The sequence below is a fragment of the Paenibacillus solani genome (genome assembly GCF_050475945.1).
Lineage (GTDB): Bacteria > Bacillota > Bacilli > Paenibacillales > Paenibacillaceae > Paenibacillus_AQ > Paenibacillus_AQ solani_A.
In genome coordinates this window covers 108809-133940 of record NZ_JBCMXJ010000020.1, presented here as the reverse complement: position 1 = coordinate 133940, position 25132 = coordinate 108809, and the positions used below count along the sequence as shown (strand labels likewise).

Sequence of the window (25132 nt, the reverse complement as noted above, 5' to 3'; positions counted from 1 at the left end):
ATAATGTATCCAATTCAAATACGACAACAATAAAAGTGGGTTGGATCATGGATATGGATAAACAACGCCTCAGTATTGAGGCGGCAAGATTATATTATATGTCGGATTACAGCCAGCAAGATATTGCCTCAAAGCTCGGCGTTTCCAGGCCGACGGTCTCCAGGCTTCTTCAGCACGCCAAGGAGCAAGGGTATGTGCAGATCAGCATTGTGGATCCGCTGGAAGATCTGGACGCTTTGGGCGAAAGGGTTAAGAAGGAGTACAAGTTGGAGCAAGTGCTGGTGAGCTACTCTCCCACTAATGAATACCGCGAAATTCAGAAGCATATCAGCAAAAGGGCAGCCGATTATTTACATGAAACGGTTCAGGATTCCGATATTATCGGCGTGACCTGGGGAACGACCATGCATGCGGTAGCGCTTCAGCTGCAGCAGAAGCCGGTTCGGGGCGTTGAAGTCGTGCAACTGAAGGGGGGCGTCAGCCATTCGCATGTGAATACGTATGCAGCAGAGATCGTGAATCTGTTTGCCGAGGCGTACCATACAATGGCGAGATACTTGCCGCTACCGGTTATATTTGACACGATGGTTCTGAAGGAGATGGTGGAGAGGGACAGGCATATCCAGCGGATCATCCAATTAGGGAAACAGGCGAATATTGCCATGTTCACGGTGGGCACCGTTCATGAAGATGCCCTGCTGTTCCGACTCGGCTATTTGAGCAAGGAAGAACAGAAACTGCTTGCTCAGATTGGCGCAGGTGATATCTGTTCCCGTTTTTTTGATGCGGAGGGCAGAATATGCAGCGAGGAGATTAACAACCGGACTGTGGGAATTGATCTGAATGATCTGCGTCATAAGGAGAAGTCCATTCTCGTAGCAGGGGGACAGCGGAAGACGGATGCAATTCGGGCTGCGCTCATCGGTAAATATGCGAATATTCTAGTGACCGACCAGTTTACAGCACAAGCATTGCTATCATAATCAATGTCGCAACTTTATAAGTTTAAATCTTAAGACTTCGTTCAGGGAGATTAGAGGCTATGGCAAGCCTCGGACCACCTGGATGAGGTCTTTTTGTGCATGATATTAAAGGGGTGTCAGTCATCCACAGGCAACGTATCTTGTTTATGTTTATCCTCATCGGGTATAGAGCATAATAAACGGCGCGAATTGTTAGATAATTCCTGAATGATGATTTGTCTTTTTAGTCAACAATGATACATATATCATTGCCATAAATCGGCATGAACATATTTTCAGAATGGATTTTACATGTGTTCATCGCTGTGATATGATGATCCCGTTAACAAGGTTGAGTCACAAATGACAGCGCTTTTACAAGATCGTTTAAAACCAATAGAAGGAGTGTTTAACCAGATGAATATAGCAGGAATGATTGACCACACGCTGTTAAAGGCGGATGCAACTCAAGCGGAAATTAAGAAAATTACGGATGAGGCCAAAAAGTACGAATTTGCTTCGGTATGCGTGAACCCGACTTGGGTATCCTACTGTGCTGAGCAGCTCGCAGGCACGAATGTTAAAGTTTGCACCGTGATCGGCTTTCCGCTGGGAGCTACGACGTCTGCGGTAAAAGCTTTTGAAGCAAAGGATGCCATCGCTAACGGGGCAACAGAGGTCGATATGGTCATCAACATCGGAGCTCTGAAAGATCGTAACGATGAGTTAGTGCTAAAAGATATACAGGCGGTAGTGGACGCAGCCAAAGGCAAAGCCTTGGTGAAGGTGATCATAGAGACTAGCCTGCTGACGGAGGAAGAAAAGGTACGCGCATCCAAGCTGTCCGTACAAGCCGGTGCTGATTTTGTGAAAACATCAACCGGGTTCTCTACGGGTGGAGCCACACCGGAAGACGTAGCCTTGATGCGTCAAACGGTAGGTGAGAGCGTAGGTGTGAAAGCTTCCGGCGGTGTACGCAGCAAGGAAGACATGGATCGTATGATAGAAGCTGGCGCTACGCGTATTGGGGCGAGCTCTGGCGTGAAAATTATGGAGGGCGGACAATCCAGCTCATCCTATTAATAAACTGAATATCATCGTACACGCAAATTCGGTATCCATATAGCTATGGAATATCCAAAAATACACCTATGGGGGAACAACGACGATGAAATATATAATTGCCATACTAGGTTTGCTGGTCGTGTTCGGTCTGGCTTTTCTTATCAGTAATGATAAGCGCCATATTCGCTATCGTCCGCTGGCGATCATGGTTGTGCTGCAGCTGATCCTCGGATTTATCTTGCTCAACACAAGCATCGGGGAGTATCTTGTAAAAGGGATTGCGAGCACATTTGAAGCGCTGTTAGAGTATGCAGGGGCTGGTATCGAGTTTGTATTTGGGGGCATTGCCAACGAAGGAGCGGGCCCGTTCTTCCTGAACGTCCTGCTGCCGATTGTGTTTATTTCCACTTTGATTGGTATACTTCAATATATTAAGGTGCTGCCGTTTATCGTAAGATATATCGGGCTCATCTTGAGCAAAATCAACGGCATGGGCAAGCTGGAGTCATACAATGCGGTGGCTTCCGCGATTCTGGGACAATCCGAGGTGTTTATCTCGGTCAAAAAGCAGATCGCTTTAATTCCAAAACACCGCATGTATACCCTATGCGCTTCCGCCATGTCCACCGTATCGATGTCGATCGTTGGCGCTTATATGAAGATGATCGAGCCGCGGTACGTGGTGACCGCACTTGTACTGAACCTGTTTGGCGGTTTTATCATTGCTTCCATCGTCAATCCTTATAAGGTAGAGAAGGATGAGGATATTTTGGATGTGCAGGAGGGGGAGAAGCAATCCTTCTTCGAAATGCTCGGCGAATACATCATGGACGGCTTTAAGGTGGCGATTACGGTTGCTGCGATGCTCCTCGGTTTCGTTGCGTTGATCGCGATGATCAACGGCCTGTTTGATATGATTTTCGGGATTACCTTCCAAGAGCTGCTGGGTTATATTTTTGCTCCGCTTGCATTTGTTATGGGGGTGCCTTGGACCGAGGCCGTGGATGCGGGCAGCATCATGGCTACGAAGCTGGTATCGAATGAGTTCGTGGCGATGCTTAGTCTGGCTGATTTCACCAATATGTCTCCGCGCACGATCGGTATCGTGTCCGTATTCCTGGTATCCTTTGCCAACTTCTCCTCCATCGGTATTATTGCCGGAGCCGTCAAAGGCTTGAACGAAAAGCAAGGAAATGTGGTTGCGCGCTTTGGTCTCAAGCTGCTCTACGGCGCAACACTGGTGAGCGTGCTGTCGGCCACGATTACAGGTCTGTTCCTGTAGACTGGTCTTGGAGCAATCATAGCAAGCGAAACCTTGTGCATTTGAAGAACACATCATATGAGGGGGAACTTGGATATGGAACATTTTAATCGAATTCACTTGATCGTATTGGACTCTGTAGGTATCGGCGAAGCACCGGATGCAGCTGACTTTGACGATATCGGATCCGACACGCTGGGGCATATCGCCCGCGAATGCGGTGGGCTTAACATGCCGAATATGGCAGCGCTAGGGCTGTCGAACATACGGGAGATCGAGGGTGTCTCAGTCGCCGATAAACCTCGGGCTTACTATACGAAGATGCAGGAAGCTTCGAATGGCAAAGACACCATGACTGGACACTGGGAAATTATGGGGTTGTATATCGATACGCCATTCCGTGTGTTCCCTGAAGGGTTCCCGGACGAGCTGATCCAGCGCATTGAAGAGAAGACAGGACGCAAGGTCATCGGTAATAAGCCGGCGAGCGGAACGGAGATTATCGATGAACTTGGCGAAGAACACGTAAAAACAGGGGCCTTGATCGTGTATACCTCGGCGGACTCCGTGCTCCAAATCGCTGCGCATGAGGATGTCGTTCCACTGAAGGAGTTATATGAGATTTGCGAATTCTGCCGCGAAATCACGCTGGAAGATCCTTATATGCTCGGCCGGATCATCGCACGTCCGTTCATTGGCGAGGTGGGAAGCTTCAAGCGCACAGCGAATCGGCATGACTACGCCTTGAAGCCTTTCGGTCGCACCACGATGAACGAGATGAAAGATGCAGGTCTTGATGTTATCGCTCTTGGTAAAATCTCTGATATCTATGATGGCGAAGGTGTTACGAAGGCAGTCAGAACTGTCTCGAATATGGACGGTATGGATAAGATGGTACAGACCATGGATGAATCCTTCAAAGGTTTGAGCTTCCTGAACCTCGTCGATTTCGATGCGGTATACGGACATCGTCGAGATCCGAAAGGGTATGGTCAAGCGCTGGAGGATTACGATCAACGCCTGCCGGAAGTATTCGAAAGAATGACGAATGATGATCTGCTGATCATCACGGCTGACCACGGGAATGATCCAACTTATAAAGGCACGGACCATACGCGTGAATATGTGCCGCTGCTTATATACTCTCCGCGTTTTGCCGAGGGCAAGGAGCTGCCGCTTCGCAAGACGTTTGCGGACATTGGCGCCACAGTTGCAGAAAACTTCGGCGTCAAGCTGCCGGAGCACGGAACAAGCTTTTTGAATGATTTGAAATAATTCGAGAACGGGGAGGAATGGGAATATGAGCACACATATCGGAGCGAAACCCGGAGATATTGCGGAGTCGATACTGCTGCCTGGAGATCCGCTGCGGGCCAAATTTATTGCAGAGACGTATCTTGAAGACGTAACCTGCTATAACGAAGTGCGGGGGATGCTTGGCTTTACGGGAACGTATAAGGGAAAGCGCGTCTCCGTCCAAGGCTCGGGTATGGGTATACCCTCTATTGGAATCTACGTTAATGAGCTTATTTCGGATTATGGGGTTAAGAATCTGTTTCGGGTAGGAACCTGCGGGGCGATGCAGAAGGATGTCCATGTGCGCGATGTTATTCTCGCACAGGCAGCTTGCACGGATTCTGCCATGAACCGTCATCACTTCAATGGTTATGATTTTTCACCGATTGCCAGCTTCCCACTGCTGCTTGGCGCGTATGAGCGCGGCAAGGCGAAAGGCTTGAAGATGCATGTCGGCAATGTGTTTACGTCAGATGTATTCTACCGCGAGGACAAATCGGTTGTAGAGAAGCTGATGCAGCATGGCGTGCTCGGTGTAGAGATGGAGTCGACAGCTCTCTATACGATTGCCGCACGCTTCGGTGTAAATGCCCTGACGATCCTAACCGTGAGCGATCACTTGATTACAGGGGAAGAGACTTCTTCCGAGGAGCGTCAAACAACGTTTAACGAGATGATGGAAGTTGCATTGGATACGGCGATTTCGTTGTAAGGAAACTGTTCCAACGAAGCAAGCGGAAGGAATACAATCATCGCAATCAGTGAGGAGAATATACGATGAGAATGGTTGATTTAATTGCGAAGAAACGCGACGGCAAAGAACTGACAACAGAAGAGATCAATTTCTTTATCGAAGGATATACCAAGGGAGACATTCCCGACTATCAGGTGAGCGCCATGAATATGGCGATTTACTTCCAGGACATGACCGATCGCGAACGGGCGGACTTGACGATGGCAATGGTGAATTCCGGAGAAACGATTGATCTGTCCGCAATTGAGGGAATCAAGGTTGATAAGCATTCCACCGGGGGCGTAGGTGATACGACGACGCTTGTCCTGGCTCCGCTTGTAGCGGCGCTCGATATTCCTGTAGCCAAGATGTCCGGACGCGGTCTCGGCCATACCGGAGGGACGATTGACAAGCTGGAATCCATTGCAGGATTCCATGTGGAGATCAGCAAAGACGAATTTGTGAACCTTGTAAATCAACATAAAATCGCAGTCATCGGCCAAACTGGGAATCTCACCCCGGCAGACAAGAAACTGTATGCGCTCCGGGATGTGACGGCGACTGTCAACTCCATTCCGCTGATTGCCAGCTCCATCATGAGTAAGAAGATTGCTGCAGGCTCGGATGCGATCGTGCTGGACGTCAAGACCGGAGCGGGGGCCTTCATGAAAACAGTGGAGGATGCCAAGGAATTGGCACACGCAATGGTAAGCATCGGCAACAACGTTGGCCGCAAGACAATGGCAGTCATCTCGGATATGAGCCAGCCGCTTGGGGTGGCAATCGGCAACTCGCTGGAGGTACAAGAAGCGATCCTAGCGCTTCGTGGTGAGGGACCGAAGGACCTTGAAGAGCTGTGCCTCGCTCTCGGCAGACAGATGGTCTATCTGGCCAAGAAGGCGGACTCGCTTGAGGATGCTGAAGCGAAGCTGAGAGAGGTTATCAAGAACGGCAAGGCACTGGAGAAATTCAAGGAATTTATCCAGAACCAGGGCGGCGATCCGTCTGTGGTGGATCATCCTGATCGGCTGCCGAAAGCACAGTACCTTATCGAGCTTCCTGCCCAGCAGGACGGCGTAGTGGCTGAGCTGGTGGCAGATGAGATCGGGACTGCGGCGATGCTGCTCGGAGCCGGCCGTGCCACGAAGGAATCTGAGATCGATCTGGCAGTAGGTCTTATGCTGAACAAAAAGGTTGGCGATTCGGTGAAAAAAGGGGATTCCCTTGTCACCATTCATGCCAACCGCGAAAATGTGGATGACGTGAAGCAGAAGTTGTATGAGAGCATCCGGATCGCCGATCATGCGGATGCGCCAGTATTGATCTATGATATCGTGACGGAGTAAGAGAGCCGCGGTAACAGGCGAGGCATCAATGATATGCCTTAAGAGGGAGTGCTCATAGCTCCTGCACTGTAAGAATAGCTTAACCCTATATTGAGTGCCTCATTTATTACAGGAGGCCGAACAAACTGCCTTCCGTCCTTTCTGTACGGGGGCAGTTTTTTTTGGCATTCTCTCATAAAACGGAGGGGAGCCTCATAAGATGGAAATGGGAAACGTAAGGCAAGACAATGGGAGAGGTCGATGAGATTTCCGGGCAAGAGTGATCCTGTCTGAAGGAGGCTTTTGCCATGACCATCGATCAGTTGATTGCTTTGCTGGCACTTATCGTTATGATCATCGGGCTCGCGGTGAAGAAGGAGTCTTGATCTGTGGGTCCGGGAAAGGCTGCTGCTTCTAGTAGAAATTCTACTGATGCAGCAGTCTTTTTCTTTTGATAGGTTGATAGAGTTCAGTTTAAGTCATATACTTAGATTGCAATGTTCTCCATTATTCTTCATTCATTGGGAGGAAACCATGCTCTATTTAGCAGCGTTTGTCATATCGATGGTTCTGGTGTTGGTATTGATTCCGCCTTTTCGCAAGCTTGCAGTCAAGATTGACTTTGTGGACAAGCCAAGACCGGACAGCGAACGGAAAATACACCGCGAACCGATACCGCTGACAGCGGGGGTCGCCATATTCATCGGCTTTTTCATCACTTATTTTGCGCTCACCGGCGTCATTTCTAGAGAAGCGATAGGCATCTTTATTGGTAGTGCCTTGATCCTTGGCATTGGTCTTGTAGACGATTGGTATAAGTCCCAAGGCAAGGAGCTGGCTTCGCTGCCGAAGCTGATTGTACAGGTTAGCGCAGCTGTCGTTGTATACAGCTACGGCATCGCGTTTGAAGGATTCAACAATCCGTTTACAGGTCAGTATATTAACTTGCCGGAATGGCTTCAGCTCATCTTGACGATTCTGTGGATTTTCGGTGTAACGACCGTCATTAATTTCTCGGACGGTATTGATGGTTTGGCTGGGGGACTCTCGGCTATCTCCGGAGGCACGTTGTTTGTCGTAGCCATTACCATGGGCCGAGGAGAATCTGCGCTGCTTGCCGTCATTCTGGTGGGTGCCGCGCTGGGATACTTGCGATATAACAAGCCGCCAGCAAGGGTGTTTATGGGAGATGCCGGGGCCACCTTCCTCGGGTTCATACTCGGGATCATTGCCTTGGATGGCGCATTTAAGGGTGCAACCCTGGCGTCCTTATTCGTTCCCATCTTCGCGCTTGGCGTGCCGATCTTCGATAATATCATCGTGGTCATTCGCCGAATGCGTCAGTCCAAGCCGATCTATCAGGCTGATGCATCCCAGGCACACTATCGTCTGCTCGCAACTGGGCTCAATCAGAAGCAGACGCTTGTATTTCTGTGCTTGCTCAATCTGTGCTTCGGTCTTGCTGCAATCATCCTTGCGATGAATGGCAGCGGCGCTTAAGAACGCTTCAACCCTGCATAGTGATTCATTCTCGCATGTTATGTAAGTCTCGTCTCCAAATCAATGTTGGTGGCGGGACTTTTTTATTCCATATTCGTATAGGAAGTAACTTGACGAACGGGAGGTTTTAAGGATGAGCGACATGACAGGGAAAATTGCCATTGTTACGGGTGCTAATTCTGGAATGGGACTTGCTACAACGATTGAGCTGGCCAAGATGGGCGCACATGTGATCATGGCTTGTCGAAGTCAATCCAGAGGAGCAGCTGCGTTTCGGGAAGCGCAGCAAGAGAGTAACAGTTCGAGGATCGAACTGATGACGCTGGATCTGGGGGATTTTGATAGCATTAGAGCCTTTGCTTCCAACTTTAAAGCCAAGTATGACAGGCTCGATGTACTAGTTAACAATGCAGGCGTGGTTGCCCTAAAGCGGGAATTGACGAATGATGGCTATGAAGCCATGCTTGGCGTCAATCATTTGGGACATTTTTTGCTGACGAATGAACTTCTTGAGCATATTCAGCATGCCCGGCAGGGGAGAGTGGTGAATGTTTCTTCCGGAGCACATAAGGTGGGGAAAATACATTTTGATGATCCAAATCTTAGCAAAGGCTTCAATGTGGCTAAGGGTTACGCGCAGTCTAAACTGGCTAATATCCTGTTCACAAAAGAGCTGGCTCGCCGACTGCAGCCGACACGGGTAACGGCCAATGCCCTTCATCCTGGAGCTGTCAGCACTAGTATTGGTGTGAATCGGGATACGGGATTTGGCAAAGCGGTCCATAAACTCCTCCGTCCGTTCTTCTTGACTCCGCTCGAAGGAGCGCGGACAGCGATATACTTGGCGTCTAGTCCTGAAGTGGAGCATGTGACGGGTGAATATTATATCAAATGCAGACCGGCCAAGATCACCGAAAGAGCAAAAGATCCGAAGCTTGCAGCTCGCCTGTGGGAATGGAGTGAGCAGCAGGTTGGGTGGAGTAGGTAGATGAGCAAGTTGCAGGATGCCAACAAATAAACGGGATATCCTCCAAAGCCAGATGTTCTGGTTTGGGGATATCCCGTTTCATGTTGGATAGCCGCTGCCAGCAGCGGTATCGTTCATTCAATTACCCGCATTCATATCGATCGCGCTGCGCACAAATCCGTTGGTGCCATCCAGCAGCTGACTGGCTTCAGCCGCACTGACATTTGCCAGCAGCATCACGATCGCCGTTTTCACATGGGCATCTGCTTCATGGTAAGCCTTCTCCACAGCCTCCTCCGATGCTCCCGTGGCCAGAGTTATGATGCGTTTGGCTCGATATACCAGCTTGTTATTGGACGGGTTGAGATCGACCATCAGGTTTTTGTATACCTTGCCGATTCGAATCATGGCGGTCGTTGTCAGCATATTAAGAATCAGCTTTTGCGAAGTGCCGGCCTTCATGCGTGTGGAGCCCATGATGACTTCAGGACCCACTACAGCTTCAATTACAAAATCGGCATGATGATGCATCGGCGATTCGTAGTTATTGCAGAGTCCTACGACGACAGCCCCGCGTTCCTTGGCGCGTCTCATGGCCCCTAAGACATAAGGCGTGCGGCCGCTTGCAGCGATGCCCATCACGACATCGTTTTCGTTGATATTATTCTCGTTAATATCTTGCTCACCTAACTCTTCGCTGTCCTCCGCACCCTCGATGGCCTCCTTTACAGCCCTGAAGCCGCCAGCGATCAATCCTTGTACCATAGAGGGATCCGTACCGTAGGTAGGCGGACATTCGGATGCATCCAGAATACCGATTCGACCGCTGGTTCCTGCACCTATGTAGAACAATCTGCCGCCCTTTTGAAAAGCTTCTACGACGTGATCTGCAGCTTTGGCTATGAGAGGGATTAGCTCGTGGATCACATCGGTAATTTGACTATCCTCACGATTAATGAGGTGCATAATTTGCTCTGAGTTCAACTGATCAATGTTCTGGGTATGCTGGTGAGGCTGTTCGGTTGTCAATTGACTAAGAATATTCGACATGAGACAGGTCTCCTTTTTTGCCTTGGAATATGGACGGGCACTGATGATTTGGAAAGTTAGAGGAAGTCAAAAGACGCCGTCTCTAAATAGCTTGCAGGCTAACAGGGCCGCACCATGGGCGGGGGTCCGCTCATGATTCCCTTCAGGGAACCGGAGCTTAGGGTAGCGGGTAAGCAGAAGATGGCTGTACGTTTCCCGAAACAAACGCGAATGCTTGAATATCGAGCCGATTCGAACGAGCTCACTCTCAGCAAATTCCGCATGCTGTCTTATGAGCGCGCTTGTTGTATCTGCCAGCTCTTCAGCCTGCTGGCGGATGATACGGCTTGCCGCCTTATCACCGGCTTCAGCTGCTTCAATGCAGCAGCGGGCGAAGGAAGCGATATCCTGTTTGGTTATGTCAGGCTGGTAAATATAAGATTTGAGATCAGTAATATGCTCGAGAGGATAAGCTGCCATAATCAGGCTGCTCATAGCCGTAGGGGATTCGATACCCTCATGGCTCTTGATGACAGACTTTAGAGTCTGCAGTCCAATCTGATACCCGCTGCCTTCATCACCGAGAAGATGGCCCCAGCCCCCGACCCGGTAAATATGTCCCGATTTGGTAATACCATAGGTATTGGAACCCGTTCCAGAGATTGCGAGTATTCCATATTGTCGCTCCAGTACGGCCATTAGGGAAATTTCGGCTTCCGAACGCATATAAATCCGTACAGAGAGCTCCCGTTCCCGGAAATAGGAATGAAGTTGAGATTGAACAAGTTGGCGTTCCTCAACAGAACTAATACCTGACATACCAAGACATATTGATGTTAATTGAGTTGCCCTATCAGAAAGGGGCTTTAGAAGCTCATTCAATACCCTTTGGAGTTCCTCCAGCGCTTTATCCATGGTAACAATATAAGGATTGGTAGAACCTCCAGTATAACGAGACAACATTTCTCCGCTGCAGCAGATCGCGGTTGCTTCCGTTTTTGTACCGCCACCATCCACACCGATAAAAATTTCCATATTGAACCACTTCGCTTTCTATAAACCAGTATAGGAGAAAAAAGCAGGCTTGTAAAATAAAATTTTAAAGTATGAATTAAGTATTGAAATATAATTTCACAGGATTTATAATAAACACATCCGCTGATATTGAAAGCGATACCAGTCATGCTTTCGAACATGATGTGTTAGATAATATTACATATTTATACCTATCAGAGGATGTTTGTAAAGGGGGGCAAGGAATGAACGGCGGATTGGTTCGATTGCGTGAGGTATATGATTCCTTGAATCCGTCCGAGCGCAAGGTTGCAGCCTTCATTTTGCAGGAACCGACAGAGATGATACAGATGTCGGTCGCAGATCTTGCTGTCCGAAGCGGTTCCAGTCAGGCTGCCATTGTGCGCCTGTGCAAAACGATGGGATTCAAAGGCTATCAGGATCTGAAGCTGAAGGTGGCCGGAGATTTGCAGGAGCCATTAGTCTCCGGATATCAGGATATCCGGCCCAATGACAGTATTTCTGCAATTATACAGAACGTCTCGAACAACAACATTCAATCGATTCGGGATACGATGAAGATTATGGAGGAAGGGAAGGTGGAAGAGGCCGTTCTGGCTCTCGATCAGTCGAAGCGCATCTTCATGTTTGGAGTAGGTGCTTCCAATCTGATCGGGATGGATGCCCAGCAGAAATTTTTGCGGATTAATAAGGTATGTATATCCTTTCCGGATCCTCATGTTCAGCTCACCTCGGCGGTGCTGCTGACTCCGGATGATGCGGCGGTATGTATTTCCTACTCCGGTGAAACGGATGAAGTGATCCGCGCTGCAGCTATCGCGAAAGAGAAGGGGTGTAAGACGATTGGCATAACGAAATACGGTGACTCTACCTTAAGCCGATCGGTGGACATTCCCTTATACACCTCATCGAGGGAGAATGAAATTCGCAGTGGCGCGATGTCCTCTCGTATTACGCAGCTTAATCTTATCGACATTTTATATCTTGGCGTTGCCAGCCGGAATTACGAGAATTCAGTGAAATACCTGGATGAGAGCCGGCAGGCGATCAAACGGTTGTAATTGATAGCGAAACCACAAATATATAAAAGATAAGGGGAGTAGTACATGAAGAAAAAAGGTTGGCTTACATTGTTGGCTTCTTTGATGCTCGTATTTACTGCAGCTTGCGGCGGCTCCGGCGGAACCAAGACATCGGATGGCGGAACAACGCCAGCGCCTGCAGGAGGCGGCGAGGCTGCACCCAAGGAGGATAAGGTTGTAGTCTGGACTTATCCGGTTCATGGTAAATATGAAGACGAATTGAAAGAGCATGTGGCGGATTTGAAAAAGCAATATCCGCACATTACAGTGGAAACCGAAGTTCTGTCCTGGGCAGAAGGCCCAAAGAAGTTCGACGTGGCCTTGAATGCCGGTAATCCGCCGGATCTCTATTTCCACGCGGTGGACGGAGCTTATGTGGACACAGGGCTTGCCTTGGAACTGACCCCTTATATTACGGATGAGATTAAGAATGACTACTTGCCAGGGACGCTTGAACTGGGCCAAATCCAGGGCAAACAATATGGTCTGCCACTGTATCAATCCCTCTGGGCTTGGGGCGGCAACAAGAAAATTCTCGAAGAAGCAGGCATCGATTGGAAATCGATCCAAGAGAATGGTTGGACCTGGTCCGAGTTCAAGGCAGCTGCTGACAAGCTGACCACTAAACTGCCTAACGGCAAAACACGCTATGCTTTGGTAACCGATGGAACCTCCCTGGATTTTATTGAGATGCTGACACGCAGCAATGGCATGCCGGATGTTCTCAATGACAAGGGCGAATTCCAATGGAATGATGAGCGTATTCTGGATACGATGACCTTCATTTCTGATCTCATCAAAGCAGGACATATGCCTGCTGAAACAGCAGCGATCCAGCCTGCCAAACGGATGGATTGGTTCTATGCAGAGGAAGCGGCAATTGTGTCCAAAGCTATTCCTTATTATGATGTGATGCTGCAGAACCGTGCGAAGGATATTGACAGCGGTACAGTACAAGGCGAGAAAATCGACTTCGTATTGCTCCCGGTTCCACATAACGATGGTGCTGAGCGCAAAACTTCCATGTTTGGTGAGGGCTACGTAGCTTTCAAACAGAAGAAGGATAAAGGCGAAGAGCATGCCAAGAACACATTCCTGATCATGGAAGGCCTCAGCGGTGCAAAGGCTGGTAATTCCGCGAATGAGCTGGTACTGCCATTCGTTCGTAAATCACAGGCAGAGTATTTTGAAGGTAAGGGCCTCGGAACGGAATCAACAATTAAAGCAGCTGAGATTTTTGCAAACTTCAAAGACATTCCTGTAACCTTGAGCCTCGATGCAAAGGATTCGGGCAACCAGAAGAAATTCAAGGAGCAAGTGGTGAAGCCGAACATTCAAGCGCTGTTCTCGGGTGAGAAGACACCGGAGGAGATCGCTCAAGACTTCAAGGATAAAGGCAAACAAATTTTAGGACAGTAATTGAAGTAAGAAGGGGGTGTCCCGTTGTCCTTAGCAGGAACGATCGGGGCGCTCCCTTTTTTAACCATGGATCAAGGCTCCACTTAGCCTCAACAAACTACTTCACCTGTGCGCAAAGGAGGAAATCATATGCAGACCGCCCCGGCGCAAACCCGGCCTACACGGCAACCCATGAAGGGATACTTACGCGAATATGGTTGGGCGTATTTGTTCATTTTGGCTCCCGTATTGCTGTTCTTGATATTTACGCTATATCCGGTCGCTTCCGCCTTTCTGATGAGTTTCCAGCAATACAGTGTTATGGGCTCTGAATGGATTGGAGCGGATAATTACACACGGATGGTCCATGACGATGTGTTCTGGAAGTCCATGAGGAATACGGTCATTTTCACGTTAGGTACCGTACCGGTTAACATTGTAATCACGTATGCCCTGTCTTTTTTTATCTTTCAAATGAAAAATAAGTGGCAGACATTCTTCAAAGCAACGATGTATTTGCCAGCCGTCGCTTCCGGGGTTACCATCTCGGTCGTATGGCTTGCAATCTATGATCCAACCAATGCCGGTCTGCTGAATCGCTTTATCGGGCTGTTCGGTTTGGATCCGGTTATCTGGCTTGGTAAATCGAGCACGGCTCTTTTTTCGCTTATTCTAATGAACTGGCTAGGTTCGCATGGCGCGGGCATTATTCTCTATTTGGCCGCCATGGGCGGGATTCCGAAATCGCTTTATGAAGCTGCGGATATTGACCATGCCAGCGGCTGGTCCAAATTCTGGCGTATTACTTGGCCCTTGATGAAGCCAACCACATTGTATCTGCTGGTAACAGGCGTCATCACATCTTTCCAGGTATTTATCTCGGTATACCTGATGACACAGGGCGGACCGAACTTTGCGACAACGACAATTGCCTATCTGATCTACAGTACAGCGTTTAACTTCTATGAATTTGGACTGGCGGCGGCGCAGTCATTCGTGCTGGCTGCATTGATTATTGTCATTTCCATCATTCAGTTCAAATATTTCTCCTCCGATGTGGAGTATTAATGAATATGTAGTATGTGACACGTGCTCGTCCGTCGCTTTTCGATGTACGCTATATCGAAGACATACGTGTTTCTAATCATTTAACGAGAATTGATACCGCTTACGTGTGTCATATGCTTTTCTGAAGCTAAAAGGGGGTGCACCTATGAAATCAAAATCAAAAGTGATCATGCTGATTGTGGCTTCGGTCATCCTGATCGTATGGAGCGTTCTGACGATCATTCCGATGTACTGGATGCTCATCGGTTCTGTGCAGGATACCAAGTCGGCAGCCTCGTTTGTCCCGAAAATGATTCCGGACGTATTTTCGATCGCTCCATACGAGCGTTTTTTTGGCAAAACCAATGTCATGAGGTGGCTCTTTAACTCCTTGCTGGTTTCATCCATTCTGACGGTGACCAACGTATTTCTGGCCTCACTCGCAGGATATGCCTTTGCGAAGCTGAAGTTCCCGGGGAACAAAGCGGTGTTCTGGGTCTTGCTTAGTACGATGATGATTCCGGCGCAGGTAACACTGATTCCGCTCTATATTTTGATGATTGACGTTTTTGATCTCGGGAATACATACACGGCAATCCTTCTTCCCGGCATCGTAAGCGTAGGCAATATATTCCTGATGAAGCAGTACATGTCGTCGCTGCCTACCTCTTTGATTCATGCAGCACGCATCGACGCTTGCGGTGAATTCGGCATCTTCTGGAAGGTCATTCTCCCGATGGCGAAGCCGGGTCTTGCCGTGCTTGCGATATTCACGTTCGTTGCATCATGGAACGATTTCTTCTGGCCTTTCCTCGTAACCAACTCGACGGAGATGAGGACGATTCAGGTCGGTCTTGCTTCCTTCGTCTATGCGGACACGACCGATTTCGGCGCACTTATGGCTGGAGCAACCGTCGCGGCACTGCCGATGATGATTCTGTTCTTCTCGCTTCAGCGCTATTTCCTGCAAGGCATCACCATTGGAGCCGTTAAAGGCTAGAAGGAGGCAAAGTTATGGCACGCGTAGAATTCCGAAATATACGAAAAGAATTTGTGGACGACAACAAAGGAACGTTTACCGCTGTAGCGGGGTCGGACTTTGTGATCAACGATAAAGAGTTCGTGGTATTTGTGGGCCCATCCGGCTGCGGCAAAACCACCTCGCTGCGCATGATTGCGGGGCTTGAACGTCAAACCTCCGGCGATATTATCATTGGCGACAGGGTGGTAAACAATCTTCATCCGAAAGACCGGGATATCGCGATGGTGTTCCAGGACTACGCGTTGTATCCGCATATGACAATCCGCGAGAACCTTTCCTTTGGCTTGAAGAACCTGAAGAAGCCTAAGGCTTATATTGAGCAAAAAGTATCACAGGCAGCTTCTATTCTTGGTCTGGAGTCGATGATCGACCGGAAGCCGCGCGAGCTGTCCGGCGGACAGCGCCAGCGTGTGGCGGTAGGGCGGGCCATTGTGCGCGATCCGCAGGTGTTCCTGTTTGACGAGCCGCTGTCAAATCTGGATGCGAAGCTTCGCGTCCAGATGCGGGTAGAGCTGTCCGAGCTGCATAAGCGTCTGGAAGCGACCATCGTTTATGTCACGCATGATCAAGTGGAAGCGATGACGCTGGGTGAGCGGATTGTCGTCATGAACAATGGCATTATTCAACAAATCGCGTCACCGACGGAGCTGTATGCGAACCCGCAGAACATGTTTGTTGCCGGCTTTATCGGCTCGCCGCCGATGAACTTTATCGATGTGCAGAAAGAAGGAAATCTTCTTCACACAGAAGGCGGAGTATTTACTATTCCGGATTCGATGGCGGGCGCGCTGAGTCACTACGATAACCGGCATCTCATCCTGGGAATTCGTCCGGAGCATATTACGGGTGAGGATATGCCGACCACAACCAATCTGGATTACAAGTATGTAGCGAGGATTCAGGTTGTAGAACATCTGGGCTCTGAGAATCTGGTGTACTTCCGTGTCGGAAACCGTACTGTAACCGCAAAGGTTCATCCGGAAACAACAGGTTATCCAGGCATGGATAAAACGTTCATATTCAATTTCGATAAAGTGCATTTCTTCGACCCTGAGACGGAGCAGCGTATCGATTGGTAAACAACGACGAAGAGGAGAGGAAAGCTATGCGCAAGCTGAATGATGTGTTGAAAAAAACAGGGATTGAGATATACCGCGAGATTACAGCGGTGGCTTTATACAGCATGATTAGCTCGCTGGTGCTTGTAGCGATTGTCATGTATGTCAAGCTGGTGGTCGCATTGGTGCTGCTGCCGGTTCTGTACATGCCGCTGTTCTATGGGGTGTGTTACGCGTACCATCGCAAGACGGAGCGGGGCAAATCCAGGCTTAAGGATGTGTTTCAAGGCGCAGTCAAAGGGCTGGGACCTGCCATTGTAATGGGCTTCTTCTTCGTCGTGATGATCCTGATTCTCTGGTCCACCTGGTGGTATTACGGGGGCAAGGAAGGCATGGGTTCACTGGCCTTTGGCGTGTTCCAAACCTATTTTGTTCTCATGGCACTCGTCTCCCAATTCTACACCTTTCAGCTTGTTATTCAGGAAGGGATGGGGATTTTCAAAGCTATGGCTCACAGTGTAAAGCTGTTCCTGAAATTCCCGGCTTATACGCTGGGTGCATGCTTTCAAGCGTTAGTCGTTGCTGTTCCTCTCCTCCTCACCGTGGTCGGCTTCGGGTTTCTGTTTAACGGCATGTGGGCGATATTCCAGCATAAAGCAACCTATAACGTGTTAAATCCCGAAGAGCCAAAGCCTGAGAGCGGCAGCGTCATCTCCTCGGAAGCCGGAGGTGTCGGCATATGAAAACGGCTAAATAAGGATGCCCGAGCGGTCAATAAACCCGGACAGACATCCTTGTAGCTGAAGATTTGTATGTCGGTTATTCATCTTATTTCGCAGGCTTGGCCCTCTTGGGTTTCCGCGCACGGCGCAGGAAGAAGGACAATACTAAAGCGATGATGGCAATCCAGGTCGCGACAATGAAGGCGTCGTTGATCCCTTCGATGGTTGCCTTTTCGGTCATGACACCAATTACGCTTTGAAGAGCCAAAGCGTATCCCGTTTCCGCGGGTACGCCTGCAGAGGCTGAGATGCTTTGGCTGACCGCGGCAAAGTTTTCGGTCAAGAACGGATTGTTCGGTGTATATAGCTCTGCGGACTGCTCAACGTGAACTGTTGTGCGGGTGGTCATAACCGTCACGAGTAGCGCCGTCCCGATCGAACCGGCCACCTGCCGCATCGTATTGGACATAGCCGTTCCATGGGCTCCCAGCCGCGGCGGCAGCTGGTTGAGCCCTTCGGTCTGCACGGACATCATGATCATCGACATGCCGAAACTGCGAACCGTGTATAGCAGCATTAGGTGAGGGAAGGTGGTGTCCGAGGTCAATTCGCTAAATTCGAACGTGGACAGCGCCGTAATGGTGAGGCCGACGATCGCGAGCGGCCTGGCTCCGATTTTATCGAAAATTGCGCCCGAAATTGGCGACATGACGCCCATCAGTAAAGCCCCCGGCAGCAAAAGCAGTCCGGATTGGAGCGGTGTAAATCCACGAATGTTTTGCAGGTAAATCGGGAGCAGAAGCATCGCGCCGAACATGGCCATGTTAACCAGGCCGCCAATAATCGTGGAGAGCGTGAAAATGTCGTATTTAAAGACGCGGAAATCGAGCATAGGAACCTTCATGTTCAACTCGCGCACGACAAACATAATGATAAAGACGAGCCCGATGAGCATAGAGCCAAGCACGGTGGTGCTTGTCCAGCCTTTGTCGCCCGCCGAGCTGAAGCCGTAGAGCAGCAAGCCGAAACCGAGCGTGGAGAAAACAACTCCCCAAAAATCGAACTTCGGTTTGGTGAGCTTGTTGACGTTCGTAAGCCACCGGTAAGCGAACAAAATGTCCAATACGGCTAGTGGAATCACCATGAAGAACAGAATGCGCCATGTGTAATGCTCAATGATCCAGCCGGAAAGCGTAGGGCCAACGGCCGGAGCAAACGTCATGGCGATGCCCATCATCCCCATCGCGGCTCCCCGTCTTTCAGGCGGAAAGACGGTCAGAAATACGTTCATGACGACAGGCATAATGATTCCTGCGCCGCTCGCCTGAACGATTCGTCCGATAAGCATGATCACGAAGGAGTCGCTGACGGCGCATATGACTGCTCCGGCGGTAAAAAGGCCCATGGCGGATATGAACAAGGCGCGCGTTCCATACGATTCGATCAGAAACGCTGTCACCGGCACCAGCACGCCGTTCACGAGCATGTACGCAGTGGAGAGCCACTGGACGGTCGTAGCCGACACATTGAATTCATTCATTAAATGGGGGATGGCCACGTTCAGCAGCGTCTGGTTCAAAATGGAGATAAAAGCTCCCAGCAGCAGGACGGTGAGCGTTCGCCCCATATGAAATTCCCTTGCGATTGCCATGGCAGGAAAGCCCCCTCGCTATATATGGATTCGGACGGTAGCGTTCATGCCGGGAACGAGCCCGAGACCTTTATAGCCTTCGATCGTGATGATAATCGGAACGACTTGCGTCACTTTCGTATAGTTTGCATTGGAGTTGGTCGTCGGGAACATCGAAAACGTCGAAGCGGTCGCCAGGCCGATTTGATCGATTTTGCCCGTCAACGTCGTACCGGGAAAAGCATCGACATAAACGTCTACCGTTTGGCCAACTTTAATTTGGTCGAGCTTCGTTTCTTCGATGTTGGCGGTGATCCATAAATTGTTTAAATTAAAGGCTCTTGCCAGCGTCGTGCCGGGTGCGACATACGTATGAGGGATGGCACTTTGCTGTACAATCGTGGAGCTTAGCGGGAACGTAATGTTCATCTTGGTGCCTTGCGCGTCGATGCTCCCCACCACTTCACCCGTTTGATAATGGTGTCCGACCTGTCCGTTCCAGTTTGTCAGCATTCCCGCTGTTGGTGCATTGATGGAGACGGCTTGTCCGGTTACCTGCGCATTATCGGTTTTGACGTAGTTCGATGTTTGGTTGTAATAGTAGATCGCCCCACCGCCCAAAGCGAGCACGATGACGACGACAAGTACATTGACAAGAAGTGCTCGAGAGTTCATGCGTGTTAGTCTCCTCCTAATCATGTTGCTAGTAATAGCCAGATAAACAGAGCATCTCCTAAATGGGAAAGGCATATTCAACGGTTTCAATTTCTTATCCTGCAGGACCGCTGATGGATAAATGAAACGGTTAAGGGGATAGATAAGAAATCAACGCACATGGTTAAGGGGGATATCTGTATGAAAATATACGTGGTTTATGATAGTGAAAATGGACATACCGAAGCGCTTGCCCGTTCAGTGGCCGAAGGGGCGCGTGAGGTCGAAGGATCAGAAACGGAGATTTCCCATGTCAGCGAGGCGGACATTTATAAGCTTGAAGAAATGGACGCCATCATTTGGGGATGTCCGGGACATTTTGGCACGATCAGCTCGGGGTTGAAGACGTGGATCGACCGTTTGGGTTATTTATGGGCTCAGGGCAAGCTCGTTGGGAAAGTGGGGGCTGTATTCTGTACGACGGCTACCGTTCACGGCGGTCTGGAGTCAACGCTTATCAATCTAATTACACCGATGCTTCATAACGGTATGATCATCGTCGGACTGCCCGGCAACATACCGGAAAACGCACTTTACGGCTCCTATTATGGCGTTGGCGTCACCTGTCCTGTTGAATTGTCCGATGATGACCCCAAAAACCTGCCGAGCGAAAACGATCTGACCCTCGGGCGCGCTCTGGGCAGACGGGTGGCTGAAGTAACCAAACAACTGGTTGCATCGGCTTCAAGGTAAGGTGAACGGGATATGACCATTGCATTTGTGGTGCTCGCCATTGCTGCGCTTATTTTTCTTTTCGTATATAACTCCCGGGTCGCCAAGCGGTCCGGTAAACGTCAAGAAGCAAGGGATGAGTCTGCAAAAGAAACACCAAGAAATCCTGAAGCTTCGCCAGCGGTATCCATTCAGGAGCCTCCTCCGGCTGTCGAGGGAACGTCCGTGGTTTCGTCTGAATCTCCAATAGCAGCTGTGCCTAGAGCCGCGAATCGGACGGCATTAACAGAAGCCGAATTGGAGGCACACCGCTCGGCAAGCGAAGGGGATAAGGCTTACCGCGAGGCGCTCCGCAAGTTTGCGGGTTACGCATCGGAAGAGGTTCAGCAATCGAAGGCGGAAATGAAGCCGGACCCGAGCTCCGACGATGCCTACCGTGAAGCCCTGCGGGCCATGGCTCGCAATCAGGAAAAGAAGAAGGATTGATGTCTGGGTTCGGGATTTTAAAAGCAGCAGCGGACGCCAAACCGCGGGCTGCTTTTTTAAGCCATAACTATTTATCACTTATGGGTAGCTGCTTTAAAACTTAAAGGCACATATTCACTGGGGAGAGGTGTGAGCTTATGATGAACCGAAACGTTCGAAGCGGAATCGATGTGCTGGAGGGAACACAGCACGAGAAAATTACAGGTCGTCGACTTGGCGTTATTACGAATCCGACGGGGCTTACGTCGGATTTTCGTTCATCTATCGAGGTGATTGCAGGCTTGCGCGATTCAAAGCTTACAGCTTTGTTCGCTTGCGAACATGGCCTGCGCGGCCAGCTTCAGGCAGGCAAGCATGTCGATGATGAAGTGGACCCGGTATTCGGCGTGCCTGTGTACAGTCTGTACGGTTCGACGCGTAAACCGGATGCCGATATGCTGAAAGACGTGGACACGGTGATCTTCGATATTCAAGACCTTGGCGTGCGCTTTTATACGTATATGACCACACTGCTGTACGTCATGGAGGCATGCGCGGAGCATGGCAAAAGCTTGATTGTTCTGGACCGGCCGAATCCGCTCGGCGGTGAACACTGTGAAGGTGGTTTGCTTAAGCCGGGATATGAATCCATGGTGGGCGGATGGCAGATTCCGATTTGCACCGGGATGACGATCGGCGAGTTTGCACGCATGGCCAATGATATGCGGGGCACCGGCTGCGATCTGGATGTCATTAGGCTTGATGGCTGGTCCCGGGGGATGGACTATACCGACACGGGACTCCCGTGGGTGCTGCCTTCACCTAATATTCCCACCATGGATACGGTTCGCCTGTACAGCGGAACCTGCTTCTTCGAGGGGACCAATCTCTCTGAAGGCAGGGGGACGACCAGGCCATTCGAATGGATCGGCGCCCCTTGGGTTGATGGCGATGAGTTGGCTAAGCGATTCAATGCTTGCGGACTGCCTGGCATCCATGCTCATTCCATGTACATGACGCCAACTTTCTCGAAGCATCAAGGCGAGAGCTGCGGCGGGGTGATGCTGTTTGTAACCCGTCCGGCGGAAGTGGAAGCCGTGCGCACAGGGCTGGTTCTGCTGCATCTGGTCAGCCGAATGTATCCGGAGCAGTTCCAGTGGCTAAGCCCGCCGGAAGGACGCAAACGGTATTTTATCGATTTGCTAACTGGAAGCGAGGATGTCCGATATCACATCCATGAAGAGGCCGGGCTCCAGCGTATTGTCTCCGAATGGAGTTTGGATGCAGAGCGGTGGAGAACGATGCGGGCACCATATCTACTGTATGGGGAGGCGTAGAGCGTGATGTTTTCATCTTGGAAGGAAGGCGAGCCAGCCGTTGTGGTCGGCTTGATGTCCGGCACTTCGCTGGACGGCATTGATGCGGCTATTGTCCGCATAAATGGAAGCGGTCTGGAGGCTTCGGTTGAACTGCTGCATTACTACAGTAAATCTTACGAACCGGAACTCCGTCAGCGGCTGCGCGATTTATGCAGTGAGGAGAAGTCTAATAGCGCTGCGGTTTGCAGTATGAATGCATACCTGGGGTATCAGTTTGGCGCGGCAGTCCTGGAAGCGGTGGCCGATGCCGGCATGCGGATCGATGAGGTGGATTTGGTAAGCTCGCATGGACAGACCATTTGGCATCAGCCCGTACCGGAAGAAGGGGATGCTTATTCTGTCGCTTCAACTTTGCAGATTGGCGATATCTCCGTTATAGCCAAGCAAGTCGGCATCCTCACAGTAGGAGATTTTCGGCCGGCGGATATGGCAGTCGGGGGACAAGGGGCGCCATTTGCTCCTTACGGAGACTTTATCTTGTTTCGGCATTCAGATCGGGGACGGCTGCTGCAGAACATCGGCGGGATCGGCAATTGTACGGCGTTGCCAGCAGGAGCTAGCCCTTCGGACGTGCTGGCATTTGATACCGGACCTGGCAATATGATCATGGATGCTGTAGCCTATATGCTGTCCGAAGGACGACTGTCTTATGACGACGGTGGGAAGTGGGCTGCCCTTGGCAAACCGGATCAGGTCTTGTTGAGAGAGATGATGGCTCATCCTTATTTTCATGCGGAGCCGCCTAAATCAACAGGCAGGGAATTGTTTGGACACGATTATGCCGTTTCGTTCCTCGAACAAGCAAGACTCAGGCAGCTCTCGGATGAGGATACGATGGCAACGGCTACGGCATTTACGGCCTATTCCATTGCGGATAGCTATACGAAATATGTGTTTCCCAGCCATAAGATCGACGAGGTCATCGTAACTGGCGGAGGAGCCCACAATAAGACGCTGCTCTCGATGTTGAGCGAGCTTTTGCCTGAGCAGAATGTTATGACTTCCAAAGCGCTTGGTTTTGATGATGATGCGAAGGAAGCCGTCATTTTTGCGCTGCTTGGTCATGATTTCATGCTCGGAGTCCCTAACAATTTGCCTGCAGCTACAGGCGCTTGTAGGCCGACTGTTATGGGGAAGCTGGCCCTGCCATAAGGGAGGACAGTGTAAGCCTAGCAGGTTCCTCCGGAAAGAGACACAGCAGGTATGAGTGGGAGAATAAAAGCGCCAAAGCGTACATACGGGGCACTCCTTGGTCTTGATGATCTTGGAGGCCCCTTTTTTTGTGAAGAAGGAGTTTTTAAACACAGAAGTAATCAGAATGAATTTATAGTGATGTTGGTGTATTTATGGATTTAGCTGTAATGGCCTGTGCAGATGTCCGTCTGAAGTTGAAGTTGAACCAACGTCCTAACAAATTGAATAATATATGTTTAAAAAAATCGTTTTTGCGCAACATAAAGTAAATTTTACCGGGAGCAAATATTCATCTCGGAAATCATTGAGGTTACCTTGGCTTAGGAGTAGAATAAGATAATGCAAGGTGCGTTTTCTATTTTGGATTCAGGACAAGAAGAAAGCGCAGATACACCTTGGAATTGTGAATCAGCCTTATGGCAGGGGAATGAGGGAGAGGCAATGCCTGTCTTTATCATCGATCAGCCAGCTAAGGCTTTTTGATTTGAATAGGAGTTTACAGCCACCAAAGAAGGAGTGAGCAGGATTGATCATCCTCAAAACACAAGAACAAATTGCTAAGATGAATAAGGCTGGGGACATTCTCGCTGAATGCCACCGGCAGATCGCCAAAATGATTAAACCAGGTGTGACCACACTGGAGATTGATCAGTTTGTTGAGCGGTTTCTAGCCGAGCAAGGGGCAACACCCGAACAGAAGGGGTATCATGGATTTCCTTTTGCTACCTGTGCGTCGGTAAATGACGTGATTTGTCACGGTTTTCCGAGCAATGAGCCGTTGAAGGACGGGGACATCGTTACCATTGATATGGTAGTGAAGTATGATGGCTGGCTCGCTGATTCTGCTTGGTCCTATCCGGTTGGAAACGTATCGGAGGAAGCCCAGCATCTGTTGGACGTAACGAAAAAAGCCCTTTATCTTGGGATTGAGCAAGCCGTAGTCGGCAATCGAATCGGAGATATCTCCCATGCTATTCAAACCTATGCGGAATCGCAAAATTTATCGGTGGTCCGCCATTTTGTCGGGCACGCGATCGGGGAAACCATGCATGAAGAACCGCAAGTGCCGCATTACGGTCCGCCGAACCGCGGAACACGGCTCAAAGAGGGTATGGTCATTACTATTGAACCAATGTTGAATATTGGAACATATCAAGTGAAGATCGATTCAGACGGATGGACAGCCAGAACAGCGGACGGCAAGTTGTCTGCCCAATATGAGCATACGCTCGCCATCACGAAGGATGGCCCGGTGATTCTGACGGAACAATAAGAGGCACTCCATAGGAGAGCTTCTCCTGTTGAGTAAGCGGATGTGCAAGCTTGCTAAGGTCTGTTCACTTCTAGTGTTACAATCATACCCGGGATGACCCTGCAAAAATACTTCAACGGAGCAGGCGGAATTGTTCTGTAGAAACGAAGTGTTCGCCTGAGAGCTTTCCAAAGGAAAGGTAGCATCGGAAGAATAAGCTGCCGCCGGATTTCAACGATATATATCGTGATTCAAAGGAAATCTGGAGGCAACAGTGATCGGAAGAACAATCCGCATGCGAAGT

General features: G+C 49.9%; 24 protein-coding genes. 20 read left to right on the top strand and 4 right to left on the bottom strand.

The genetic code is table 11. The features are described from left to right. The first annotated feature begins 47 nt into the window (after positions 1-47). The 8 genes from ABEQ74_RS25625 to ABEQ74_RS25590 all read left to right on the top strand — a co-directional run bounded on the left by ABEQ74_RS25625 (position 48) and on the right by ABEQ74_RS25590 (position 9130). Positions 48-983: a sugar-binding transcriptional regulator gene (locus ABEQ74_RS25625; RefSeq protein ID WP_430125061.1), complete on the top strand. Its 936-nt coding sequence runs from the start codon at positions 48-50 to the stop codon at positions 981-983. A 396-nt stretch (positions 984-1379) separates the two neighbouring features. Beyond that, on the top strand, positions 1380-2045 hold the full coding sequence (gene deoC, locus ABEQ74_RS25620; protein ID WP_053491389.1) for a deoxyribose-phosphate aldolase: 666 nt from the start codon (positions 1380-1382) through the stop codon (positions 2043-2045). Positions 2046-2130: 85 nt separating this feature from the next. Next, a complete protein-coding gene (locus tag ABEQ74_RS25615) occupies positions 2131-3309 on the top strand; it encodes a NupC/NupG family nucleoside CNT transporter (protein ID WP_430125060.1) in 1179 nt (392 codons plus the stop codon). 75 nt (positions 3310-3384) lie between these two features. After that, on the top strand, positions 3385-4563 hold the full coding sequence (gene deoB, locus ABEQ74_RS25610; protein ID WP_430125059.1) for a phosphopentomutase: 1179 nt from the start codon (positions 3385-3387) through the stop codon (positions 4561-4563). A gap of 25 nt (positions 4564-4588) precedes the next feature. Further along, complete coding sequence (gene deoD / locus ABEQ74_RS25605; protein ID WP_054404333.1) at positions 4589-5296, top strand: purine-nucleoside phosphorylase; 708 nt, start codon at positions 4589-4591, stop codon at positions 5294-5296. 65 nt (positions 5297-5361) lie between these two features. Beyond that, positions 5362-6663 carry a pyrimidine-nucleoside phosphorylase gene (locus ABEQ74_RS25600; protein ID WP_430125058.1) on the top strand — a complete coding sequence of 434 codons (1302 nt, stop codon included), beginning with the start codon at positions 5362-5364 and terminating at the stop codon, positions 6661-6663. Positions 6664-7176: 513 nt separating this feature from the next. Further along, positions 7177-8142, top strand: coding sequence for an MraY family glycosyltransferase (locus tag ABEQ74_RS25595; RefSeq protein ID WP_430125057.1), 966 nt, complete (start codon positions 7177-7179; stop codon positions 8140-8142). A gap of 133 nt (positions 8143-8275) precedes the next feature. After that, positions 8276-9130, top strand: a complete 855-nt coding sequence (locus ABEQ74_RS25590; RefSeq protein ID WP_430125056.1) for an SDR family oxidoreductase — start codon at positions 8276-8278, stop codon at positions 9128-9130. Between the two features lie 117 nt (positions 9131-9247). Here ABEQ74_RS25590 and murQ read toward each other — a convergent pair whose 3' ends face one another. Together murQ and ABEQ74_RS25580 are read right to left on the bottom strand one after the other, a co-directional pair. Further along, entirely contained in the window at positions 9248-10159 is a 912-nt protein-coding gene (gene murQ, locus ABEQ74_RS25585; protein WP_430125055.1) for an N-acetylmuramic acid 6-phosphate etherase, read from the bottom strand. A gap of 66 nt (positions 10160-10225) precedes the next feature. Beyond that, on the bottom strand, positions 10226-11173 hold the full coding sequence (locus tag ABEQ74_RS25580) for a BadF/BadG/BcrA/BcrD ATPase family protein (protein WP_430125054.1): 948 nt from the start codon (positions 11171-11173) through the stop codon (positions 10226-10228). 224 nt (positions 11174-11397) lie between these two features. Between ABEQ74_RS25580 and ABEQ74_RS25575 the strand changes: the two genes are divergently transcribed. The 6 genes from ABEQ74_RS25575 (at position 11398) to ABEQ74_RS25550 (ending at position 17543) form a co-directional block, all read left to right on the top strand. After that, positions 11398-12234 (top strand): MurR/RpiR family transcriptional regulator, encoded by an 837-nt coding sequence (locus tag ABEQ74_RS25575; protein WP_430125053.1) that lies wholly within the window; start codon positions 11398-11400, stop codon positions 12232-12234. 45 nt (positions 12235-12279) lie between these two features. Next, entirely contained in the window at positions 12280-13674 is a 1395-nt protein-coding gene (locus ABEQ74_RS25570; RefSeq protein WP_430125052.1) for an ABC transporter substrate-binding protein, read from the top strand. A 129-nt stretch (positions 13675-13803) separates the two neighbouring features. Next, the gene (locus ABEQ74_RS25565) at positions 13804-14721 is read left to right on the top strand and encodes a carbohydrate ABC transporter permease (protein WP_430125051.1); all 918 of its coding nucleotides are present in this window, start codon (positions 13804-13806) and stop codon (positions 14719-14721) included. A 145-nt stretch (positions 14722-14866) separates the two neighbouring features. Then, entirely contained in the window at positions 14867-15700 is an 834-nt protein-coding gene (locus ABEQ74_RS25560) for a carbohydrate ABC transporter permease (protein WP_430125050.1), read from the top strand. A gap of 14 nt (positions 15701-15714) precedes the next feature. Further along, a complete protein-coding gene (locus ABEQ74_RS25555) occupies positions 15715-16821 on the top strand; it encodes an ABC transporter ATP-binding protein (RefSeq protein ID WP_430125049.1) in 1107 nt (368 codons plus the stop codon). A gap of 26 nt (positions 16822-16847) precedes the next feature. Then, on the top strand, positions 16848-17543 hold the full coding sequence (locus tag ABEQ74_RS25550; protein ID WP_430125048.1) for a hypothetical protein: 696 nt from the start codon (positions 16848-16850) through the stop codon (positions 17541-17543). 85 nt (positions 17544-17628) lie between these two features. Here ABEQ74_RS25550 and ABEQ74_RS25545 read toward each other — a convergent pair whose 3' ends face one another. Both ABEQ74_RS25545 and ABEQ74_RS25540 read right to left on the bottom strand, forming a co-directional pair. Then, positions 17629-19173, bottom strand: a complete 1545-nt coding sequence (locus ABEQ74_RS25545; protein WP_430125047.1) for a DHA2 family efflux MFS transporter permease subunit — start codon at positions 19171-19173, stop codon at positions 17629-17631. An 18-nt stretch (positions 19174-19191) separates the two neighbouring features. Beyond that, positions 19192-19827 (bottom strand): HlyD family secretion protein, encoded by a 636-nt coding sequence (locus tag ABEQ74_RS25540; protein WP_430125046.1) that lies wholly within the window; start codon positions 19825-19827, stop codon positions 19192-19194. Between the two features lie 180 nt (positions 19828-20007). Here ABEQ74_RS25540 and ABEQ74_RS25535 point away from each other — a divergent pair, with 180 nt between their 5' ends. From ABEQ74_RS25535 to map, 6 genes are all read left to right on the top strand, one after another. Further along, positions 20008-20559, top strand: coding sequence for an NAD(P)H-dependent oxidoreductase (locus ABEQ74_RS25535; RefSeq protein ID WP_430125045.1), 552 nt, complete (start codon positions 20008-20010; stop codon positions 20557-20559). A 12-nt stretch (positions 20560-20571) separates the two neighbouring features. Next, positions 20572-21024, top strand: coding sequence for a hypothetical protein (locus ABEQ74_RS25530; protein ID WP_430125043.1), 453 nt, complete (start codon positions 20572-20574; stop codon positions 21022-21024). 137 nt (positions 21025-21161) lie between these two features. Then, positions 21162-22340 (top strand): exo-beta-N-acetylmuramidase NamZ family protein, encoded by a 1179-nt coding sequence (locus tag ABEQ74_RS25525; RefSeq protein ID WP_430125042.1) that lies wholly within the window; start codon positions 21162-21164, stop codon positions 22338-22340. Positions 22341-22343: 3 nt separating this feature from the next. Next, positions 22344-23534 carry an anhydro-N-acetylmuramic acid kinase gene (locus ABEQ74_RS25520; protein ID WP_430125040.1) on the top strand — a complete coding sequence of 397 codons (1191 nt, stop codon included), beginning with the start codon at positions 22344-22346 and terminating at the stop codon, positions 23532-23534. Between the two features lie 381 nt (positions 23535-23915). After that, a complete protein-coding gene (locus ABEQ74_RS25515; protein WP_430125038.1) occupies positions 23916-24059 on the top strand; it encodes a hypothetical protein in 144 nt (47 codons plus the stop codon). Positions 24060-24102: 43 nt separating this feature from the next. Continuing rightward, positions 24103-24849: a type I methionyl aminopeptidase gene (gene map, locus ABEQ74_RS25510; protein WP_430125036.1), complete on the top strand. Its 747-nt coding sequence runs from the start codon at positions 24103-24105 to the stop codon at positions 24847-24849. Positions 24850-25132 lie beyond the last annotated feature (283 nt).

Bases quoted from the DNA above. Each gene is read 5' to 3' on its own strand.
- ABEQ74_RS25535 (WP_430125045.1), top strand. From the start codon at position 20,008: ATGAAAATATACGTGGTTTATGATAGTGAAAATGGACATACCGAAGCG.
- ABEQ74_RS25595 (WP_430125057.1), top strand. From the start codon at position 7,177: ATGCTCTATTTAGCAGCGTTTGTCATATCGATGGTTCTGGTGTTGGTA.
- ABEQ74_RS25615 (WP_430125060.1), top strand. From the start codon at position 2,131: ATGAAATATATAATTGCCATACTAGGTTTGCTGGTCGTGTTCGGTCTG.
- ABEQ74_RS25550 (WP_430125048.1), top strand. From the start codon at position 16,848: ATGCGCAAGCTGAATGATGTGTTGAAAAAAACAGGGATTGAGATATAC.
- ABEQ74_RS25555 (WP_430125049.1), top strand. From the start codon at position 15,715: ATGGCACGCGTAGAATTCCGAAATATACGAAAAGAATTTGTGGACGAC.
- ABEQ74_RS25560 (WP_430125050.1), top strand. From the start codon at position 14,867: ATGAAATCAAAATCAAAAGTGATCATGCTGATTGTGGCTTCGGTCATC.
- ABEQ74_RS25600 (WP_430125058.1), top strand. From the start codon at position 5,362: ATGAGAATGGTTGATTTAATTGCGAAGAAACGCGACGGCAAAGAACTG.
- ABEQ74_RS25575 (WP_430125053.1), top strand. From the start codon at position 11,398: ATGAACGGCGGATTGGTTCGATTGCGTGAGGTATATGATTCCTTGAAT.
- ABEQ74_RS25525 (WP_430125042.1), top strand. From the start codon at position 21,162: ATGATGAACCGAAACGTTCGAAGCGGAATCGATGTGCTGGAGGGAACA.
- deoD (WP_054404333.1), top strand. From the start codon at position 4,589: ATGAGCACACATATCGGAGCGAAACCCGGAGATATTGCGGAGTCGATA.
- ABEQ74_RS25545 (WP_430125047.1), bottom strand. From the start codon at position 19,173: ATGGCAATCGCAAGGGAATTTCATATGGGGCGAACGCTCACCGTCCTG.
- ABEQ74_RS25540 (WP_430125046.1), bottom strand. From the start codon at position 19,827: ATGAACTCTCGAGCACTTCTTGTCAATGTACTTGTCGTCGTCATCGTG.
- deoB (WP_430125059.1), top strand. From the start codon at position 3,385: ATGGAACATTTTAATCGAATTCACTTGATCGTATTGGACTCTGTAGGT.
- ABEQ74_RS25570 (WP_430125052.1), top strand. From the start codon at position 12,280: ATGAAGAAAAAAGGTTGGCTTACATTGTTGGCTTCTTTGATGCTCGTA.
- ABEQ74_RS25580 (WP_430125054.1), bottom strand. From the start codon at position 11,173: ATGGAAATTTTTATCGGTGTGGATGGTGGCGGTACAAAAACGGAAGCA.
- ABEQ74_RS25625 (WP_430125061.1), top strand. From the start codon at position 48: ATGGATATGGATAAACAACGCCTCAGTATTGAGGCGGCAAGATTATAT.
- ABEQ74_RS25530 (WP_430125043.1), top strand. From the start codon at position 20,572: ATGACCATTGCATTTGTGGTGCTCGCCATTGCTGCGCTTATTTTTCTT.
- deoC (WP_053491389.1), top strand. From the start codon at position 1,380: ATGAATATAGCAGGAATGATTGACCACACGCTGTTAAAGGCGGATGCA.
- ABEQ74_RS25515 (WP_430125038.1), top strand. From the start codon at position 23,916: ATGCAAGGTGCGTTTTCTATTTTGGATTCAGGACAAGAAGAAAGCGCA.
- ABEQ74_RS25565 (WP_430125051.1), top strand. From the start codon at position 13,804: ATGCAGACCGCCCCGGCGCAAACCCGGCCTACACGGCAACCCATGAAG.
- ABEQ74_RS25590 (WP_430125056.1), top strand. From the start codon at position 8,276: ATGAGCGACATGACAGGGAAAATTGCCATTGTTACGGGTGCTAATTCT.
- murQ (WP_430125055.1), bottom strand. From the start codon at position 10,159: ATGTCGAATATTCTTAGTCAATTGACAACCGAACAGCCTCACCAGCAT.